The following is an 18903-nucleotide window of genomic DNA, read 5'->3' on the forward strand; positions in this document are numbered from 1 at the left end:
GTTTATGTTGAATGAATGCCTTCTCCGTTTATAAAATAGAACCTCCTAAAACACTGTCATACAATAGATTAGAGTTATCTCATGAAGGATGTTTGACATTTCGTGAAAGGACGATATAATGAACAGTATGAAACCAGTTGAAATTTTTAAAGCATTAGGTAGTGAAACCAGACTGCAAATATTAGATTGGTTAAAAGAACCTGAGAAACATTTTACGCCGCAACCCGCAGAAGTGAGTGACTTTCAAAAATCAGGGGTGTGTGTAACGCAGTTCCATAAGAAACTAGATGTGACACAATCCACGGCTTCTCAGCATCTTTCCATTCTAAATCGAGCTGGACTTGTGACAGCAAAACGTCACGGAAAATGGACATATTATAAAAGAAATGAAGAGACTTTCCAACAGCTGAAAGAGATGATTGGAAAGGATATATAAAAATATGCTGAATCTCCTATCCAATCTTAAGGGGTTCAGTTTTCTTTCTATATCTTACGTTTGATTCTTTATTTCTTCCTATATGTTTATTTTTTATAACAATATATCGTTATTTTATTTAATAACGATATATTGTTTCGCAATAACGATTCTAAAGCTATCGTATAAATTAATGTAGACAAAAACTTAGCCGAATGATGGCAATAACAATGAAAGCAGCGTTCCATGCCAAAGCATAGGAATGCTTTTTAATATTTAAGGGGTTTATTTTTGTAATAAAACAACAAAGCTGCACAATTATACAATAACAAATGAACATTTGTGTAATGTAAGTCACTCTAAAATAGTGGCTTTTTTTATTGCGCCATTAAAGCGTCTTTTTGTTGAATAAGTTCTAGACATAAAGCCCAAATAAAAAAGTCAACTCTTGAATATCTCCCAGTTTTCTATTTCTCGTCTACTCGAAGTTGTTTTGGAAAATAGTTAATCTATTAGATATCAAATGACAAATATTAATATTTGTCATTTGATAATCGTTATGTTATGCTTTTTTTCAAGGAGGTGTTCATGGCTCATTAGTCATATGCATATGAAGAAAAATAATGAAATTTTATCAAAAGAACAAATACTTACCGCCACAGAAGAAACCCTTAGAAGATTTGGTATAGCTAAAACATCTGTAACCGATGTGGCTAAGACTTTGAATGTCAGTCATGGAACCATTTATCGTCATTTTAAGAGTAAAGCAGAACTTTTGGAGGGGGCTACAGAAAAATGGTTGAATGAAACAATTATTGCTCCTTTAACTGCTGTTTATGAAGATCATTCACTAAAAGGCTCAGACTCCTTAAAAACATATATTCAAACATTAATTGCATTAAAAAGAAGTTCTGCTCATCATGAAAAAGAATTGTTTGAGATGTATGCCAGGGTAACTGAAGAAGCTGGAGATCTCATTGAACAACACGTCAATCGTATGACGAATCAAATGAGCGAGATAATCAAACGTTCTGATCTTCAGGCAAGCGCTCCTGATCGTTTGGCTCATTCCATTTTTTTTGCAACCACGCGATTTCATCATCCGTCCCACGCATACGAATGGGACAGCCCAACCATTGATCAAGAGTTTCTAGATTTATGGGAACTGTTAGAAAAGGGATTTTTAAATAAAAAATGAGGAGGAAAATAATAAAATGAAACTTTTAGAAGGAAAAGTCGCAATCATCACCGGTGCTTCCAGAGGAATCGGACGCAAAGTAGCCGAGCAATTAGCCGATCTCGGTGCAAAGGTGACCATTAATTATTCAAGTAGCCCCGATAAAGCAGAAGAAGTTGTAAAAGAAATTCAGGATAAAGGTGGGAAAGCAATTGCCATTCAAGCAGATATCAGCCAAATAGATGATATAGAAAGGCTTTTTTTGGAAACCATTTCTGCTTTTGAAAAGGTCGACATTTTGATTAATAATGCAGGAATCATGATTAATAAGCCCCTGACAGAAGTCACTGAAGCAGACTACGATAAACAATTTTCCGTGAACGTAAAAGGAACCTTTTTTGCTTGCCAGCAGGCAATGAAATATATGGAGGAAGAAGGCCATATTGTGAATATCTCAACCTCTGTGAACGGACAAATGTTTCCTACATACAGTGTCTATTCAGGCACAAAAGGGGCGGTTGAACAATTCACGCGGCAACTTGCAAAAGAGTTCGGTCCAAAAAAAATAACAATCAACGCGGTAGCCCCCGGGCCGGTAGACACAGAGCTTTTCTCCGTAGGAAAAACAGAGCAACAAGTAGAGGGGATGAAAAAAATGAATGCATTTGGTCGCCTCGGTGAGCCAGAGGATATTTCGAATGTCATCGAATTCCTAGTAAGCGAAAAATCACAGTGGGTCACTGGTCAAACAATACGTGTTAACGGAGGATTTATTTAAGCCTCCTCCTCAATTATCGAGTCTCGCATGGAGAAGGGCTTACCATTTGCTCTTCTCCAATTAAATTTGTGACTTTATGATGCCTGTAAGGACCCCCTAATCAGAAAATTTCCCTCGTTTAACTAAAAGAATATTTATAATGAATAATCCTTCGCTTAATAGTACGTTCATCGAAGTATACAATTTTAGTTAACATAAAGCTGATTATCGATATGAAAAAATAACCTCCGATAGAAGATCCCTTTGTTGCTTATTCAATTAAAGCGCCCGATTGCGGAATCTCGATATCAGTTAATGATTATTAAAATTAAAGCCTATGGTAGTTTGAAAATGTTAAATTGAGTTTTAGAGCAACAACTTTTTATATATTAACTAAGTGAAGTTCAAGATTGGCATTAAGCATTTATCGTTTTATATTTCTTGTCATTCCAATTGAGTATTTCTTAAATCCTAAAGATTCATAATAAGACTCCAAATTTTCTACACACATAAGTTGAGGAATAACTCGATTTTGCTCACAATGTTGAATGATTTGGTTCAACATTTCTTTGCCGATACCCTTAGATTGATATTTTGGTAGCACACCGACTCCGCAGATAATTCCAGTAACCACGCCATCCGATATCACGCGTCCCATGCCAACCAATTGTTGTTTATCAAAAGCATATATTGCATACCAACTTTGATTGCACATTTGTTTTAAATCATTAACTGTTAATCCAAGTGAATTCCATCCTAAAGATTCGTATAAGATCAGTAATTGCTTAAAATTTTCAGGGTGATCACTTATATAACGTATACTGTTTTCCATATATAGCACTTCCTGTTTTTTTAAATTTCCCTATACGTGATAATGTTCGATGTTTCATTTCGGACTCCTCCTGTTTCACTATTCATTATTGACATAACATAAGGTATCGGTAGTCAATCTATCTATTTAGAATTCTATAGAAATCCTCCCAGACCTTGTTCTGAAGACATTTCTTGTTAACATAAAACGGCTTATAGGAAATCCTAAGCAATAAAAAAACACTTTCTATAACGAAAGTGTTTTTTTATTGCTTAACTGTATTTAACTTTTTTTTTGAAAATAAAATTTGTAATTGTTCCAACTATTAAAGCACCTACAATGGCAGCTATAATAGCTTTCACTATAAACAGAGCAAGACCACTACCAGCAGTAGTATTAGCCATAAAAACAAGTGCTAATATTACAAAAGAAATAATATAATCTTTTTTCCTGATCTTCACTATTTCCACTCCTTTTTATTTTCTTATGTTCGTTGTCTTAAAAATTTTACCACTTTTTGTACAACTAAGTTGTCATAATGGACCTTCTAGAAAGAGTGAGTGATTCAATTTCTAGTCAACATAATCAAGATTCTCGGCACAAAAAAAGTAACGCCATAAAAGACGTTACTTTTTTCTATAAATTGATGTATGACCCACATATAAGAAGAGAGGGTACATTAATTTATAGGATGATTTTGTTCATCATAGATAACAATTTTATAGGCATCACCTTCAATTAACTTTTTCATCTTTTTCCTTTGGAGAAGGACATTTACTTCTTTTTGTATTTGTGCGGCATACTCTTTTGCGTTAGGATCAGCATCCATAATAGGTGTACTAATCGCAACAATTGCTGGATCTTCTAACGTTATATTTGTTAGTTTGCTTCTAACACCTTTGTATTTTTCTTTTTTCCATAAGTTTTCAAATACATAAAAATCTATCATACTCCATCTGTGTTCTTTTTCTACTTGTTTCATATCTAGTGCATGAACCGTGATCTCATAGCCCTTTATATTATTTTCTTCAAACTTTTGTTGGATTTCTTTTTTTACGTCACTAGCTTGTACCGTATTTTCAACATCCATCCAAATATTACGGTTATCTTGTGAATAGTTTATGACAGGATATCTAGCCGAAATGTTATCAAGAACCTTTTGGACAATACTACCTTTGTCCTCCACACTAGCTTTAGAAATTTGACATGATGAAAGTAGTAATGTCACGCAAATAAAGAGTATACAGGCTTTTATTCTCTTCATTCGTTACCTCCTTTTATCAATGGTGAATTAATCACCTTATTTGGATAATAAATCCATTATTTCATAAAATAGAAAAAATAAAAATATAATCTTTATTTAAAAGTGTATATGATATGCATTGCTAGTTAACATAATGGATTTTACCGGAAGCTATAAACTAAAAGAGAAGATCATATTTCTGATCTTCTCTTTTTTCTATCTTAGATAAATTTATTATGTAACATTCCACACAATATTCATATTCTATATGTTTTCAGGTGTTTTTTTTAGTCTTTTAATATCTAAAAGTTAGTTCGTTCATTAGTCTATTTAAAGCTATTTGTAAAACTTCATATTCCGTATACTCTTGCTTAGATTCTAAATACATCTGACCTCTTTCGACCAATAATTTTCTAATGTGATTACACAAATCAATTTCAGAATTCAAGAGTTTTATTTCTTTTCTAGTTTCTATTTGCTGATCCAAGAAATCATCTCCTTTTTCTTTTGAAGTTATAAAAATATTCTATGCAAAAACGTAAAAGTCCTATGAAGATGTTTTTTCTCTTTTTATATAATGATTATTTTTTTACATATTGAGCAAACTACTCATGATGTCACATAACATCGTCCTAACAACAAATGTATGTAGAAAAAACTCCCTACCGGCTGTGGAGTTTTTTCTGTTTTTAGTCTGTATATCGTATACAGAGGTAGTTTACATAATCACTCTTTCCGGAACCAAGCAAGCAAAAGAACCCTTGCGGCAGTAGGGTTCAGCTAATGATTCTTTTGCTTGTGTATGCAGCTTTTTATACATCCTTGATGCGCCAACAATCTCCTTACAGATAAATGGAAGAAAGGGTGCATAAAAAGTGCACCTTTTATACATATGTTGGTCCTTTGAAATATAGTATTTTTGGAAAAAATACGCTATAATTTGTCTGCAGTTATAGAGTTACCTTAAAAAGCAACCTCACTCGAATGCCATTAGAGAATAAGGTTGCTTTTGCTTTCTTCATTAAAAACCAAGACTAATAAATTGAAGTTATCTTTTCTAATTTGTTTAAAAATGGATCAATGATTGGAAATGCAGTTGATTGATGAGTGGAGTCTTCCTTACCTTTATTTGTCTGAAAGCCTTTTATTGTATAACCATGCTTAATGCGCATTCACCAAGTAAGAGTGCCATAATAATATTAAATATTCTAAAATGCTTCATATATACACTTTGAAAAACAGCACCAAACGCAACCCATGCTAATGTTGCAATTGTGCCAATTGTAGCGATTGCTAAAGCAAATAAAAATACCATCAAAAATGATTTGTAATAGGGCATAACGAATCCTGTAAGAGCAGTAATACCAAATATATATATCTTGATATTTACAAATTGCAGTAAAAACCCAAACCAAAATAATAGCTTGTTCTTACTTTTAGTTGAAGTTGGACTGCTCCTTACTATGTGAATGGCAAGCCATATTATATATGCAGCACCTACATATTTTAAAGTTTCCATTATCGGGTTCAAAAACTGATTCAAGCTAAAAATAGAAACAGCACATATTGCTTGAACTACATAATAGCCTACAAAGATGCCTAGAAACAATTTTTTACCTTTTTTCCAGCCGTGAATACTCATCGTATTTAAAGCTAAAAGGTTTCCAGGACCCGGAGTAAAGGCATTGATAATTGCATACACTGAAAAAGAAAGAATAACTTGTATCTCCATTTCTTATACCTCTCTATACTTCTTATTGATGATTATCATAGCACTCCATTTTGATTTAGGATAAAACTAAAAAGCAATGGCTTGATATAGTTTTAAGCTATATCAAGCCATTACCTAGAATAAGCTTACATATCGAACGTTATATTCTTTAACTTTTCTATATAAATTTCACCCAGCTTACTTAATGTAATATCTTTATGGACAATTACACCAATTCGTATTTTCTCTTCCACCTCAAGGGGAATTGAAATTATATCCTTTCCATGAAGATATTTTGGAAATATACCGGATGAGATAGTATATCCATTTAATCCTATAATAAAGTTTACAATAGCTGCTCTATCACTTACCTTGATACCCTTTTTTACACTTCTTGTACTGAGTATCTCTTCAGAAAAGTAAAAAGAGTTATAGTCACCTTGTTCGAAAGTTAGACAAGGTAAATTCTCTAAATCATCAAGGGATACAGAACTTTGACTAGCTAAGGGATTTTCCCTACTAATAAATACGTGAGGATTAGCTGTAAATAATTCGGAAAAAAAGAGGTTACTTTCATCTAGATATTTGCGAATGACTTGTTCATTAAATGAGCTTAAATATATAATACCAAGTTCACTTTTCAAATTCCTAACATCATCAATAATATTAAATGTTTTGGTTTCACGTAAAGTAAACTCGTATTCTTCCAATCCAAATTCTTTCACTAATTCTACAAAAGCGTTAGCTGTGAAAGTATAATGCTGTGTAGAAACTGAAAAACGTTGTTTGGATGGAGTGGAGTTAATGTATTTATCCTCTAATAATTCTGCTTGTTGTAAAACCTGGCGAGCGTATCCTAAGAATTCTGTCCCATCATTGGTAACTTTTATCCCTCTATTTGTTCGTATAAAGATATTAATTCCAATTTCTTTTTCTAATTCTTTAATCGCAGCTGAAAGGCTTGGTTGCGATATAAATAAGTCTTTCGCAGCTTCACTGATCGATCCTTTATTTGCTACTTCAAGAACGTATTTTAATTGTTGCAGTGTCAAATATTTTTCCTCCTTACTAAATAACAATATCCAACAAGAATCTTTATTATAGACGGAAACTTAGCTGAATGTATCGAATTTTTCTAAGAAATAAAAATGTAATTGGCAACTTGTTATTAAAAACAGAACCCTCCCGATTGTTATAATTCTACTTCAGCTCAGCCAAAACTCATCTTACCGAAAAAATAAAGAAAAAGCCTCTTGTCTCCGGGACAAGGGGCTTTTTCTTTTTACAAACAGTCCTTCTCTTTATGCAAGATGATTAAGTGTATCTTTTCCAAGAAGAGGAAAAGGTAAAACTTATATATACAAATTAATTTTACGCAATTAGTTTTATGAGGAAAGAGCGTTCAATAAAGTATACCTTTACGGACAAACTCCAATTTCATTTGGCGAACGCTTATTTCCGTTCGTTTATGTATGTAAAAAATATACGAACGACTCTAATCTAACACATGACATTTACGAACAGTTTTCGGAACAATACGAACACTTATTATTGAAGGAAGTTTTACTTTTCACACACTTTCTAGAAAAAGCCCATATTTGTCGTCAGGTAGAGTAAATGATGAAACCATGAAAATAACAAAAATAAGATAGTATTTACTCTTGTTTATAATATATAAATAAAATATTATTTATTGTTCAAATATAAAATTATTAGTCTTTTGCATCAATATATTTTTTACAAATATTATTTCTATATTCCCGTTAACCCTATATAAATATATTTATCCCTATTTTGTTCAAGAATGTTTGAACACTTTCAACTAGTGTTCATAAAAAAGTAAGTAATTTACGTTCGTATTATACGATTAAATTTTGACAATTTGAGGATTTATATAAGAAAAACAGTAGCAGAATGTTTATCTGCTACTGTTTTTCTTATATTTTTTTTATCCAATTATCAGAATGCTCTACACCATAAGCTGATTGAAGAACAGGATGGAGTACTTCTTGTTCGAAATTTTTTTTCTCGCAAAAGCTTCCATTTCATCACTATGAACACATTCTATCTCTAAGGTCTCGTATCCTTCTTTACGTCCGTATTCCATAAGTAAATCTATTAGCCTTGTAAAATTCCCTTGTCTTCGTTTTATGAACTTTATTAAAACAACAGTAAGCTTTTTATCTCGTTCACTTTCAAATCGTAAAGTTAACTCATTACGTTCGTTTTTACCTCCCTGAATAAAAAGAGTTTTATAACGAAGATATGCTTCATTTATTTGACCATCAGCATCTTCTTTCATTAACTCATATATCTTTCTTAATTCTAAAGGCTGGTCATCTACATTTTTTTTATAATCAACATACTTTACAAGCATATTATACCCCCTTTAATTTGTGAATTTGTAAAAGATATATTTCTCGAATAAAACAAAAAAATCCTGTCTAAGACAGGATCAAAAGGTATACATAGTAGAAATAATATACAATAAGTATTAGCAATGTATATATTTACAAAAATTAATATTTTACGGATTCACTTAATAAAAAGGGGATAAACAAAATGACAATAGTAACAGATCCTGGCCTAATATTTTTAAATAATAAACGTAATGATTATCGTGAAAATCATAAAAGTGAAATTATAAAGCGATATTTAGGTTTTTATGTTGAAAGTTATCCTAAAGCTTTATCAGAAATTCTTTCTCTATTTCATTATCAATTTAATCATTTACTGAAGTATATGAACGGTAGAATGGAAAGTGGTTACTACACCGCGGAAGAAAGTAGAAGTCTTATTTATTGGATAGAAGAATTAAAAACATTAGAATCAAATTTAAAAGATACAAAATATGAATTTGAAACAGATCCTTATTATGCATACATATTAGAAGAATGTGATGAATTTCTACAGTACTATAGAGGAAGTACAATACCTGAACATATTACAAAAATAAATATTATTGAAAATGCACCTATATTTAAAAATAAAAATTCTAATTCTGTAACTAAAGCAAACAAAAGAACATCATTCTCACTCAAATCAGTAGGAAGAGGGTCTTATGCTACAGTACATAAGTATAAAGACGATTTTTATAATCGAACTTTTGCAGTAAAAAAAGCTGATAAAAACCTCACTGAAGAGGAATATAAACGTTTTAAAATTGAGTTTGAGGAGATGAAAAAACTAAATTCTCCCTATGTCATAGAGGTTTACAATTTTGATGAAGAAAACCGCCAATATATTATGGAGTATGCTAGTGAAACCTTAGATCAATATATATCAAAAAATAATAACAACCTTGAGGTTTCAGAAAGAATAAATCTTGTTAAACAAATACTAAGAGCTTTTATTTATATTAATAGCAAAAATGTTTTACACAGGGATATTAGTACAACTAATATTCTGATAAAAAGATATGAAGAACTCAAAGTCATTAAAGTATCAGATTTCGGCCTAGTAAAAAGAGAGAATAGTTCTTTGACTAATATAAATACCAAAATGAAGGGCTCTTTGAATGATCGAAAACTAGAGCTTGTTGGATTTAATAATTATAAAATATGGCACGAAACCTATGCTTTAACTCGATTAATTTATTTTGTAATGACAGGTAAAAGTAAAATAGGTAAGTTTAAAAACGATGGGTTTAAGAATTTTATTGAAACTGGAATCGCGGATAATGAGGAAGAACGATATCAAAGTGTTAAAGAGATGCAGGAAGCATTTAATAAAATTGTTTATACCTTTTATTAAAAAGAAGCTCAATGAGAGCTTCTTTTTATATCATATAATTTCTATTATAAATTTCTTTTGCTAAATTTAGTTAAACTATATAGTGAAATGAATAAATAAGCAAACAACGCGGCTAACTGACTAAAAAATAATCCTAATAAAACCCATTTCAACGTTACACTATAAGCCTTTTCTGGATAAGGTAATAACGTACTCGGGTATACAATACCAACTATACAAGCATATACTAATACTATTAATCCACCCCATAAACCTTTTGGTTTTACATAATCCTGAAGTATTTTATTTTGTTCAGTCTTCTGCATTTTTAAAAAACGAAGTTCGTCTTGAAGATTATTACGTTCTTTTACTTTATCTTTATAACTTTGAGCAGCTGTAACATCAGGCAAAGTATTTAGCCCTGCACCAAATGTGTATAAAGTATTTGAATTTTCTCTTTCAACATACTTCTCATACATAGCATCATATACAAATTCATACCAAAGCTTTTTATCTGGTAATCTTATTTCTTTTTCTTTAATAAACTCTTCAAAATCAGAAGTAACATTACTAGAATTATTTTTTATAAGTAGCTTAAGCTCACTCTCTAAAGACTTAAATTCTTCTACATAGGGTTCAATCTCTTCTCCTGTTAAAGCTGTGTATTCATCTTCCTCAACAATTTCTTGCAAAGGAATTTGCCCCCATAAAACCTTCTCACAGTTATCCTTAAAAAAATCATTTAAGTCTTCTTCAAATATATAGTGAACAGTTTCCTTAAGCATTTCCTCTTTTATACGCAAATTATTATTAATTTCATTAAATCTTCTCTCTACGGCAACCCTTTCACTAGATAATGCTAACACTCTACTTACTAAAAAACCCCCAATAATAGCTACTAATGCAGCCGTGGACGCAATAATCGTATTTATCAATCCATTTAAATCCATAATGTATTCTCCTTAATACAGACCGCTATAAAAATATATTGTTTCATCTATACTTCATCATATAGATGAAGATTTATGTCCTCTACCTCTTCTTTAACATATTGTAATCTATCATCCATTCTATTTAATATATCCTCTACTTTATCAAAAGAGGATTCCAAAGTACTTTCAAAATAAGATTCCGTTAATAGTTCTTCTTTCAATTCTTGAATCAACTGTTCAATGATAAGAAAATTAGTATTTAACCCTTTTTCTTCCTCTAAGCTTTCAAACAACAAATCACCATATATTTCTTCTATTTTCTGTATATTCTTCTTACACTTCTTATGGGACTTGTCTCTTTCATTTTTGAGTCTATTAGATAACTTTTCCATCTTTCTAAAGACCCTCTTTTGTTCATTAGGTAAGTTATTTACAAAATGTATAAATTCAGCTTCTTCTTCATCTGACAGTTCCAAATGTTCTTCTGCCCATTTTTTTGTATCATTAAAAAAGGCAGCTTTATCAGCAACAAATAAAAACTTAACTTTCATTTTCAATTTCTTTGCGGCTACATAATTTTTCAATTCTTTATTCAATAAATCGTGGATTTCCTTTGTTTTAGATAAAAAATCTTCTTCTATCTTTAAGTACTTCTTAGTTTGTTCATATCCCTTAAAAGAAATTAATGAATTCCCCTTACCCTTAGTTCTCTTCATAAAACTTTGGGAGAATATAACATACTTAAACATTTCATCTTCATTTTCTTTGAAAGCCTTTATTTCATAAAATTCTAACAATTGATGAAGACTCTTGTACTGACCTTTTCTTTTCAAAAACATATTTTGTTGTTTTGATGACATATTATTTATATACAAACCCACTACAAAAAGAGTTAGAGCGTAAACAATACTTAAAACATATGATGCTAGACTAGTATCTGCTCCTTTTGGCAACTTCAAATAAGCAATTATGCTTACTATGGTAATAATAAATGCTAATAAATACGCTATCGTTTTATAACGTAATTCTTGAAATGTAAATACACTAAACTTCATATTATACTCATACTCTCTTTATCTCCTCTGAATAAGATTCATATTTTACCTATAAAGTTATTTTATAGCACAAAAAGATAAAACTCATTATTTTTTTCTTCTTTCCTTCATATAATATTGGTCCTATTCTAAGCACACTACCCATACATAACTTCCTTTTTACTTTTAAGGAGCGTCATTAACCCACTTGCAACATTTTTTCTAATCCAGGATTTACACTTCTACTAATTGAGAGCAAACTTCTTACAGTCCTTCTAATATATAAAAAAAACCATTGGTTTAATATAAGCATATTCCCAATCCTGTAGTTTGTAGGTTAAAATACTCAACGTAAAATAAAACAATAGAATTAAATAAATAGTTAAAAAAGGAAAATATAGTCCTTTTGGAGAATATTATGGAGTTGTATACCACTTTATTTCCAAAGGAGGAATTATAATGACTTGTGATAATTGCGGAAATGACTATGAATATGGAACAGGAACATCAAATAATGGTTGGGATTTCTGTAGTTCTCGTTGTGAATCAGCCAAAAGGAATGAACTCGAGAAGGATAGAGGTTAATCTTTTAAACTAACACTAAATAGACTATCTAATCTTTTGATATACATCGTATAGTGTACAAGAAGAAGTGACAAATGAGTGTTGTCACTTCTTTTTTATCAATTAAAAACAACTTTACGGGAGGAAAATATGAATTTTACTGATTTTGATCTTATCTTAGAATTAAATAAAATGGAGCAATATAGTAGGGAAGAATACAAATTTACTATTCTTAAAAAAGCAATTATTAATAATAAAGAACAAATAAGTGTACATAATACAACACTTATTCTGAGTAAGATAAATAATTTGTTTGAAATATTAGTAGATTCATTAGATGAATTTAGCGATAGAGACTTTAAGTTTGTCACAGACGAGATGTTTGAACATTACTTTTCCCAATTTAAAAAATATAAATTAAGAATAGGAAATATTCCTGAACTCTTTGATAAAGAATATAAAGAAGATTTTCAAAAGAAGGTCTTGCTGCATTGGGAAAACGAAGACAAAGATAGCGAAAAGTCTTTCATAAAAGTATTTGATGATTTTCATCGAAACTGTGTCGAAAAACATCCAAAGCTCTTCATCAAAGAATTAGGTCAATTAAGAAACTTATATAGAGCACAAAGAGGCAGATGGTTTAACAATTACGAAAGAATGGTTCCAATTCCAGCTCGAAATGATAATAGATGGAATCCAAAAGGCTATGACTTTTTATATTTGGGGTATGAGAACAATATCAAAATGTATGATAAAAATGTTAATTCTATAGAAAAAACTTGTTTTGAAGAATTGAGACTACAATCAGGTGAAGATGTCACTACTTGTAAATTCTCTCCTGTAAATAAAAAGCTAAAAATAATTGATTTTTGTTATGAGGATATTAGTTTTGAGGATATTGAAAATAATATAGAACAGTTGATGGATGATATTACACAAGAAAAAGCTAAAGAAATCCTTAAAGATCCAGCAAACATTTCAAAAATTAAGAGAAGCGAATTTTCTGGAACAATTATTGAAAGAATTTTATCTAAGGATAAAGGATGGAAAGAAGTTAAATCAAGAATCAGAACAGAGAGCGAAATGTACCTTGGAAGAACATTAATGAAAAACATCGATGAAGCAGTATTTTTACCGATAGATGAAAAAGAAGATCCAGAACTAAATGCATATAAACCATTCCATTTACTCTCTAAATACTTAATGGACAAAGGGTATGGAGGTATCCTGTTCAGAAGCACGAGGATGAATTTGATAGGCAAAAAGGGAAAAAATTTAGTCTTGTTTAACAAAGAAGACGCGACCTATGTAGAAGGATCTATAAAAGTATATCATTATGATGGAAAACAATATCACACAATACAACATTCACTAAAGTAAAAAGTCCATACTATTAATGAAGTTAATAGTTAAAATATAAACACCAAGAGGTTAATTCTCTTGGTGTTTATATTTTAACTTTTCTTTTATTACTTGTAGTAGCTCTGTCTCTACATCTATAACTCACTACATTTTTTAAACTACACTAGCTCATTTACTCAACATTTTTAATTTAGATCATATTTTTCCTTTTCTGCTTCCGGTAAATTTTCTGGTCGTCTGTAAAAAGAAAAACTGCACTTACATCCAATACTATGTATCTGTAGATCCTTTTTTTTTGCTCCTTTAACGGTTATAGCCTCTGTTTTACACAATGTTGAACCACCCATACCATTAACGAGAAAAACTGCATTAGGGATATCGCTTTTCTTAGACTCTAATTTCCCCATTTTATATTCTCTATTTCGGTAGGTTATCGTTAATAAATGACGCATTAATGTTTCTAGTTTCTTTTTTTCAAACATTACTTGTTTCTTGTCATTTACCGGAAATTCAATCATTAATCCATTAGGAGTCGAGTGAATATATCCTGCATCCTTAAGTTCTGTAGCACCACGTTGATGATAAAAATTTTCAACATCTTTTTCTGCTTTTAAATATTTTTTTCGACCAATTGCATTATAAGAAGAAAGAAGAACCCTGGCGTCTAGTGACAGATTATAAAACTTCTCTCTGTATTCCAATAAATTAACCTGTTCTTTTAATTCGTTTTTTATATAATAGTAAATTTCGTATTCTTCAGGACTACTAGAATTTTTGGCTCGTTGCAGTTCTTCCTCAAATTCTTTCCACTCATACTCTTTGAACATTAAAAAGGACATTAAAACATAATCTGGCTTAATACCGTTTAAAGCAAACCAACAAACTTCTCTATGAATTAGGTCTATTTCAACTTCTGTAAGCCCCCCTATTGGAATTTTTATATCCTTAGCAGCTTCATATCCTTCCTGATTCACTCCAAAAAAACGGGAGGCACTCTTTACTTCATCTTCATTTTTAGCAAATGATCTTACTAAATATTCATTGGATTTCTTTATCAATTCAATTGACTTATTTATATCTCCACTGTCAAAAATATCCCTTGCCTGTTGAAACAATTCTTTACTTTTTTCTTTATTGAAATCTTTATCCTTTACTTGTGTCGTTTCTTTTTGCTTTATTGTTGTTGATGTATTTGGATTAAGAATATCCTTTAAGAATTTCTTAAACATTTTTACATCCTCCTCTTCTGTAACAATAATTTCAGTAGTCTAATCTTACCATTTCTTTTTAATCTTCTATACGAGAGTAATATTTCACATTTTCCCCTTAATATCATATGGATTTTGAAATAGACACACTACCCATACATAGACTCTCTTTTACTTTTAAGGGAAGTCATTCGCTCGCTTGCGTAATCTTCTTCTAATCAACGATTTTTACCGCTGCTAACTAAAAGCAAACTGCTTTGCTTATAGTCGTTCTATGTTATAAATCCACTACGACCTTACGACCCTATTGAATTTATCAAGTCTTTTTTATACATTCTTCTAATTTAAATCAATATGATATACAACCTTAGTTAACATAATTCAAATTATCTATAATAAAAAGCTTTTGTAATTCACAAAGGCTTTTTATTATAGATGGTTCAAAAAAGTACACCTATTTAGACGGTTAAAATCCTAATGTCAAAACGGCCATTTAACCTATAAAATTAACCTTTTTATGCATTATGTCATACACAGTATTTGTTCTTCTTATTGTAACAATAATCGGGAAAAGATTCCATTGAATAAAGAACATTTGTTCGTATATAATAAAGAACAAATGTTCTTTATTAAGGAGTTATTCCAATGGATTATGGGCAGCTACCAAACAGAGTCATTATTTGTATTGATATGAAAGCATTTTATGCTTCCGTTTCTTCTGTCATACGGGGTTTAAATCCGTTGAAAACAAGGCTTGCTGTTGTAGGAGATATCAAACGGTCGGGATCTGTTGTGTTAGCTGCCACACCTTTATTAAAGAAAGAAGGGATCAAAACAGGAAGTCGCCTTTTTGAAATTCCTAAAAGGAAAGATATCCATGTGGTGAATCCATCCATGGAGAGATACATCAAGGCTTCGAACTATATTTCTAGTTTGGTGTTACAGTATGTGGCTCCTGAAGACTTTCATGCGTATAGCATTGATGAGTTGTTTATTGATGCTACAGCTTCTTTGCATTTATTTGCTCGAACGCCAGAGGAGCTAGCTCATCGAATACTTAATGAGATCTATAGCAAAACAAGACTGACAGCTACCGCAGGAATCGGCCCGAATCTCTTACTGGCTAAAGTCAGCTTAGATCATGAAGCGAAGCGCAGCCCAACAGGGGTTGCTTATTGGCGATATGAGGATATTCCCTTTAAGTTATGGTCGATTCATCCAATGAAGGATTTCTGGGGGATCTCGTCAGCTACAGAAAGACGTTTAAACCGTTTAGGCATCTATACCATAAAAGAACTCGCTCTTTCTTCTAAAGAGATGTTACAAAAAGAATTTGGCATCATGGGAGAGGAAATTCACCAACATGCGAATGGGATTGATTTTAGTCGTATTTCCGATGTGTACATCCCTAGTTCCCGTTCCTTTGGGAAAAGTCAGATTCTCTTTCGAGATTATACAAGCCGAAAAGAAGTTGAATTATTACTATTGGAGCTATTGGACGATGTTTGCTTTCGTTTACGCATGCACCAAGTGGTGGCTCAAACTATCCATTTATCGATTGGCTACAGCAAACAAACAGGGGGAGGATTCTCCAGACAGAAGAAAATGGGGCGAGCTTCGAACCTAAGCCAAGACATTTTCCCTTACTGTTTAACCATTTTACATAATTTTGATAATGGAATGCCGATTCGCTCCATTGGGATCTCCTTATCAAATACGAGCATTGAAGAAGAGGAGCAAATGAGCTTATTTGAGGATATCGATCAGCGTGAAAGAGCCTATGCTCTTGCCAAAACGATTGATGAAATTCGGATGCGTTATGGAAAGAATAGTGTTCTACGAGCTTCAAGCTATCTGGATCACTCAACAGCTCGTTATCGAAATGGTCTTATAGGCGGCCATAAATCTTAAAGAAGGATGATACTATGAATTACGATAGAGGAATGAAAAAATGGCGCCCATTTGCGAGTATGCCCGAACAATACACAGGATTGCAGGAAGTTATAAACAAGCAACTAGAATTACCTCAACCTCTTTTAACAGAAGAGCAAATGGAACAAATTAATTTCACCTTGATTGAAGCCTTACATACAAATAAACAAGTTTATCTTACATACTACAAAAAGGGACAATGTATTACAGAAAAGGGATTCATCCAATTTGTTGATTCCCTGGGGAATTTGTTTGTTTTTATCGATGAAGTATTTGAATTAAAAAATAAAATGAAGTTAAGTGAACTAATTGATGTTCGTTTCATTTAAGACTACAGTATTGTTAAATATCAAAGAGAAGTAGTTACTTAAGGATAGGTATAGACCTTAGCATATAACAAGTTGATATACCTATTATTTACATGCTTAGTTTCTTTACGATGAGTAAGAATAATATCCCATAAAATGTACTAAAGTCCTATTTTAGTATATAATAGTAAGTGATTTTCATACTATATGAGAGCAAGGGGAAAGGTCTATGCAAACGAACGAATTTCAAGAATCCAGTATTAGGCAATCACTTGAAGGTACTAAATATAAAGCAAAACTTGATGAATTAAATGAAACAGTAAAGCCAGTATTAGATAGAACTGTGAATACACTTATTGGTTTTACTGATCACTCCTTAAATCATTCTCTAGGGGTAGAAAATGCATATGACATATTATTAGATGGGAAATACGACACTTTAAACGACCAAGAAAAGTATTTTTTAATTGCAGCTACACTATTGCATGATATTGGAATGGTTGGTTTAAAGACTGATTTAAAGATGCAGGATTACGAAGGCTTTAGACGAAAAGCTCATAATTATATATCTAAAGATCGAATTATTGAACAAGCAATTTATTTAGGCCTTGACCATGATGAAGCAGTGATCATAGCACAAATAGCTGAAGCTCATAGAAAGGTTGACTTAGATACTTTAGATGAAGAAAAACCTTTTGGAATGGGAAAAACAGTTTTGCGAGTCCGATTATTGGGCGCTATGTTAAGATTTGCTGATGAATTACATGTAACTAAGGGTCGGACCAATACATTAGTAATGAATATCTTGGAGCTAGATGAAGAAAGTATGAAACACCACAAAAGACATGAACGTGTGTCGGGTGTTGGACGAATCCCTTCACAACCAGGAACAATAATCATTTCCGCAAGCGCTGAGGATTGGGAAATGGAATCGTTAATGCTGGAAATGGTTGACGAAATAAAAAATAAATACGAACAAGTTAAAGAAATATTAGAAAAAAATGGAATTTCAGTGGCAGATGTGAAATTACAATTGCACGTAGAAGAAATTGTCCAAAAAGAAATATGCTTAGAGCTTGCAGAAGAACCACAATCGTTGATGGAACTAATGGACAAATTAAACCATAGAAAACCACAGGTTATATCGAAAATGCTTGAAGCTTTGAAAATTCACGAGATTTTAAGACTGGATGATAGTACAAATAAATACAATCTGGTAGAAGATGAAACTACCTGTAAAAAGGTATTTAATTATTTAAAGACAAGCGATCAAGTTTACAAATTCATCCAATCAGCGTATTTAAAGCAAAATATTGGTCATATCTTTGATGAAATAGCTTATCGAATATATGGACATAGAATTGAAAATGGAGATAGGGAAGATCGATTGTTACTAACTAGAAATTCCCCAATAGTATTAGATCATCTTTTAAATAAACAAGATATGGACCCTCATTTTGCGCAATTGAATCGATCTGTTGTTTTAGATTTACTTATTCTTAATGGGTATATGCAAGATGTCTCTAAATTCCCATCTTTATCAAAAGATGAGGAGATTATATTAGCGATGCAAAACATTCAAAATAGCTTACACACTGGGCTTAATCCGTTTCTTAAGTTAGTTCAACATCTAGATCCCGATATACAGGAACAAAGTAAAAAGAGACTTGAAGAATCTTTTGAAAAAAAAAACTAACAGCAGATAACGACAATGAAA

18 protein-coding genes are annotated in these 18903 nt (G+C 31.5%); 8 read left to right on the plus strand and 10 right to left on the minus strand.

Annotated elements, in window-relative coordinates; translation table 11 throughout:
* Window positions 1-127 precede the first annotated feature (127 nt).
* The 3 genes from MKY06_RS30105 (at window position 128) to MKY06_RS30115 (ending at window position 2370) form a co-directional block, all read left to right on the plus strand.
* Window positions 128-436 (plus strand): ArsR/SmtB family transcription factor, encoded by a 309-nt coding sequence (locus tag MKY06_RS30105; protein WP_289525311.1) that lies wholly within the window; start codon window positions 128-130, stop codon window positions 434-436.
* 589 nt (window positions 437-1025) lie between these two features.
* Window positions 1026-1613, plus strand: coding sequence for a TetR/AcrR family transcriptional regulator (locus MKY06_RS30110; protein WP_340962285.1), 588 nt, complete (start codon window positions 1026-1028; stop codon window positions 1611-1613).
* 16 nt (window positions 1614-1629) lie between these two features.
* On the plus strand, window positions 1630-2370 hold the full coding sequence (locus MKY06_RS30115; protein ID WP_340962287.1) for an SDR family oxidoreductase: 741 nt from the start codon (window positions 1630-1632) through the stop codon (window positions 2368-2370).
* Window positions 2371-2773: 403 nt separating this feature from the next.
* Here the strand turns inward: MKY06_RS30115 and MKY06_RS30120 are convergent, their stop codons facing one another.
* The 7 genes from MKY06_RS30120 to MKY06_RS30150 form a co-directional block, all read right to left on the minus strand.
* Complete coding sequence (locus MKY06_RS30120) at window positions 2774-3181, minus strand: GNAT family N-acetyltransferase (RefSeq protein ID WP_340962289.1); 408 nt, start codon at window positions 3179-3181, stop codon at window positions 2774-2776.
* 251 nt (window positions 3182-3432) lie between these two features.
* Window positions 3433-3621 (minus strand): hypothetical protein, encoded by a 189-nt coding sequence (locus MKY06_RS30125; RefSeq protein ID WP_340962290.1) that lies wholly within the window; start codon window positions 3619-3621, stop codon window positions 3433-3435.
* 218 nt (window positions 3622-3839) lie between these two features.
* Window positions 3840-4424 (minus strand): DUF4030 domain-containing protein, encoded by a 585-nt coding sequence (locus tag MKY06_RS30130; protein WP_340962292.1) that lies wholly within the window; start codon window positions 4422-4424, stop codon window positions 3840-3842.
* A 274-nt stretch (window positions 4425-4698) separates the two neighbouring features.
* On the minus strand, window positions 4699-4890 hold the full coding sequence (locus MKY06_RS30135; protein WP_340962294.1) for a hypothetical protein: 192 nt from the start codon (window positions 4888-4890) through the stop codon (window positions 4699-4701).
* 657 nt (window positions 4891-5547) lie between these two features.
* Window positions 5548-6135: a LysE family transporter gene (locus MKY06_RS30140; protein WP_074897602.1), complete on the minus strand. Its 588-nt coding sequence runs from the start codon at window positions 6133-6135 to the stop codon at window positions 5548-5550.
* Window positions 6136-6260: 125 nt separating this feature from the next.
* On the minus strand, window positions 6261-7166 hold the full coding sequence (locus MKY06_RS30145) for a LysR family transcriptional regulator (protein ID WP_271997144.1): 906 nt from the start codon (window positions 7164-7166) through the stop codon (window positions 6261-6263).
* Window positions 7167-8083: 917 nt separating this feature from the next.
* Window positions 8084-8491 (minus strand): hypothetical protein, encoded by a 408-nt coding sequence (locus tag MKY06_RS30150; RefSeq protein WP_340962297.1) that lies wholly within the window; start codon window positions 8489-8491, stop codon window positions 8084-8086.
* Window positions 8492-8676: 185 nt separating this feature from the next.
* On the opposite strand from MKY06_RS30150, the gene MKY06_RS30155 reads away from it, so the two are divergent.
* Window positions 8677-9867 carry a protein kinase domain-containing protein gene (locus MKY06_RS30155; protein WP_340962298.1) on the plus strand — a complete coding sequence of 397 codons (1191 nt, stop codon included), beginning with the start codon at window positions 8677-8679 and terminating at the stop codon, window positions 9865-9867.
* 44 nt (window positions 9868-9911) lie between these two features.
* Here the strand turns inward: MKY06_RS30155 and MKY06_RS30160 are convergent, their stop codons facing one another.
* Together MKY06_RS30160 and MKY06_RS30165 are read right to left on the minus strand one after the other, a co-directional pair.
* Complete coding sequence (locus MKY06_RS30160) at window positions 9912-10796, minus strand: hypothetical protein (RefSeq protein ID WP_340962299.1); 885 nt, start codon at window positions 10794-10796, stop codon at window positions 9912-9914.
* Between the two features lie 47 nt (window positions 10797-10843).
* Window positions 10844-11833 carry a hypothetical protein gene (locus MKY06_RS30165; protein ID WP_340962300.1) on the minus strand — a complete coding sequence of 330 codons (990 nt, stop codon included), beginning with the start codon at window positions 11831-11833 and terminating at the stop codon, window positions 10844-10846.
* A gap of 693 nt (window positions 11834-12526) precedes the next feature.
* Between MKY06_RS30165 and MKY06_RS30170 the strand changes: the two genes are divergently transcribed.
* Window positions 12527-13756, plus strand: a complete 1230-nt coding sequence (locus tag MKY06_RS30170) for a hypothetical protein (RefSeq protein WP_340962301.1) — start codon at window positions 12527-12529, stop codon at window positions 13754-13756.
* A gap of 167 nt (window positions 13757-13923) precedes the next feature.
* Here MKY06_RS30170 and MKY06_RS30175 read toward each other — a convergent pair whose 3' ends face one another.
* A complete protein-coding gene (locus tag MKY06_RS30175) occupies window positions 13924-14967 on the minus strand; it encodes a hypothetical protein (protein WP_340962303.1) in 1044 nt (347 codons plus the stop codon).
* Window positions 14968-15591: 624 nt separating this feature from the next.
* Between MKY06_RS30175 and MKY06_RS30180 the strand changes: the two genes are divergently transcribed.
* The 3 genes from MKY06_RS30180 to MKY06_RS30190 all read left to right on the plus strand — a co-directional run bounded on the left by MKY06_RS30180 (window position 15592) and on the right by MKY06_RS30190 (window position 18882).
* On the plus strand, window positions 15592-16857 hold the full coding sequence (locus MKY06_RS30180; RefSeq protein WP_340962305.1) for a Y-family DNA polymerase: 1266 nt from the start codon (window positions 15592-15594) through the stop codon (window positions 16855-16857).
* Window positions 16858-16871: 14 nt separating this feature from the next.
* Entirely contained in the window at window positions 16872-17207 is a 336-nt protein-coding gene (locus tag MKY06_RS30185; protein WP_340962307.1) for a YolD-like family protein, read from the plus strand.
* 208 nt (window positions 17208-17415) lie between these two features.
* The gene (locus MKY06_RS30190; RefSeq protein ID WP_340962309.1) at window positions 17416-18882 is read left to right on the plus strand and encodes an HD domain-containing protein; all 1467 of its coding nucleotides are present in this window, start codon (window positions 17416-17418) and stop codon (window positions 18880-18882) included.
* Window positions 18883-18903: the final 21 nt, after the last annotated feature.

The sequence above is a fragment of the Priestia sp. FSL P4-0332 genome (assembly GCF_038005845.1).
In the GTDB taxonomy this organism is placed as follows: Bacteria; Bacillota; Bacilli; order Bacillales; family Bacillaceae_H; genus Priestia.

Excerpts from the sequence above, each read along its gene's own strand:
- MKY06_RS30165 (WP_340962300.1), bottom strand. The coding sequence starts at position 11,833 with ATGAAGTTTAGTGTATTTACATTTCAAGAATTACGTTATAAAACGATA.
- MKY06_RS30155 (WP_340962298.1), top strand. The coding sequence starts at position 8,677 with ATGACAATAGTAACAGATCCTGGCCTAATATTTTTAAATAATAAACGT.
- MKY06_RS30170 (WP_340962301.1), top strand. The coding sequence starts at position 12,527 with ATGAATTTTACTGATTTTGATCTTATCTTAGAATTAAATAAAATGGAG.
- MKY06_RS30190 (WP_340962309.1), top strand. The coding sequence starts at position 17,416 with ATGCAAACGAACGAATTTCAAGAATCCAGTATTAGGCAATCACTTGAA.
- MKY06_RS30115 (WP_340962287.1), top strand. The coding sequence starts at position 1,630 with ATGAAACTTTTAGAAGGAAAAGTCGCAATCATCACCGGTGCTTCCAGA.
- MKY06_RS30140 (WP_074897602.1), bottom strand. The coding sequence starts at position 6,135 with ATGGAGATACAAGTTATTCTTTCTTTTTCAGTGTATGCAATTATCAAT.
- MKY06_RS30130 (WP_340962292.1), bottom strand. The coding sequence starts at position 4,424 with ATGAAGAGAATAAAAGCCTGTATACTCTTTATTTGCGTGACATTACTA.
- MKY06_RS30160 (WP_340962299.1), bottom strand. The coding sequence starts at position 10,796 with ATGGATTTAAATGGATTGATAAATACGATTATTGCGTCCACGGCTGCA.
- MKY06_RS30110 (WP_340962285.1), top strand. The coding sequence starts at position 1,026 with ATGAAGAAAAATAATGAAATTTTATCAAAAGAACAAATACTTACCGCC.
- MKY06_RS30105 (WP_289525311.1), top strand. The coding sequence starts at position 128 with ATGAAACCAGTTGAAATTTTTAAAGCATTAGGTAGTGAAACCAGACTG.
- MKY06_RS30180 (WP_340962305.1), top strand. The coding sequence starts at position 15,592 with ATGGATTATGGGCAGCTACCAAACAGAGTCATTATTTGTATTGATATG.
- MKY06_RS30185 (WP_340962307.1), top strand. The coding sequence starts at position 16,872 with ATGAATTACGATAGAGGAATGAAAAAATGGCGCCCATTTGCGAGTATG.
- MKY06_RS30150 (WP_340962297.1), bottom strand. The coding sequence starts at position 8,491 with ATGCTTGTAAAGTATGTTGATTATAAAAAAAATGTAGATGACCAGCCT.
- MKY06_RS30120 (WP_340962289.1), bottom strand. The coding sequence starts at position 3,181 with ATGGAAAACAGTATACGTTATATAAGTGATCACCCTGAAAATTTTAAG.
- MKY06_RS30175 (WP_340962303.1), bottom strand. The coding sequence starts at position 14,967 with ATGTTTAAGAAATTCTTAAAGGATATTCTTAATCCAAATACATCAACA.